Annotated in this window: 1 protein-coding gene and 2 pseudogenes; 1 reads left to right on the top strand and 2 read right to left on the bottom strand. The window is 47.1% G+C overall.

Going from position 1 to position 484, the window contains the following annotated elements; genetic code table 11:
• On the top strand, positions 1 to 65 hold a 65-nt coding region (locus tag FHC51_RS23335), incomplete at its 5' end, for a hypothetical protein (RefSeq protein ID WP_375373824.1).
• A gap of 9 nt (positions 66 to 74) precedes the next feature.
• Here the strand turns inward: FHC51_RS23335 and FHC51_RS23130 are convergent.
• Both FHC51_RS23130 and FHC51_RS22460 read right to left on the bottom strand, forming a co-directional pair.
• A pseudogene (locus FHC51_RS23130) lies at positions 75 to 173 on the bottom strand (hypothetical protein); the annotation flags it as partial.
• A 64-nt stretch (positions 174 to 237) separates the two neighbouring features.
• Positions 238 to 484: pseudogene (locus FHC51_RS22460) on the bottom strand (glucuronide uptake porin UidC); the annotation flags it as partial.

Raw genomic sequence — 484 nt, 5'->3', positions numbered from 1 at the left:
GTTATTACGAAGGGATAAAGCTCAATCCACTGGCATTGCGTAAACCGGATGCGGCTTCGCAATAAAAACGTAGTTGCCTGATGCGCTACGCTTATCAGGCCTACAAGGTTTCTACAATATATTGAATTAGCACGATTTTGTAGGCCGGATAAGGCGTTTACGCCGCATCCGGCATAAACAACGCGCACTTTGTCAACAATCTGAAACGCCGGAGGTTTTTCTCTCCGGCGTTATTTCTTACTTCAGCATAAAGTCATACTGAATACTCATTTTCACATCCCAGTAATTCAGGCGATCGCCCAGCGTACTGCCATCGCGCTTTTCCCGCCCTTTATCGGCAGCAAGAAAGAAATTCATCCCTTGTAACGGCCCTTCGCTGACCCGATAGTTCATACCACCTAAGATACCCGTGCCTTCAATCCGCACATCTCGTTTACTGGATTCATAGCCGCGAGTCACAATCGGTGCAAATGTCAGCGTAAAT

This window comes from Leclercia sp. EC_58 (assembly GCF_019584355.1).
Classification (GTDB): domain Bacteria; phylum Pseudomonadota; class Gammaproteobacteria; order Enterobacterales; family Enterobacteriaceae; genus Enterobacter.
The sequence above is the reverse complement of the archived record's forward strand: the minus strand, read 5'-3'. Positions and strand labels throughout refer to the sequence as shown.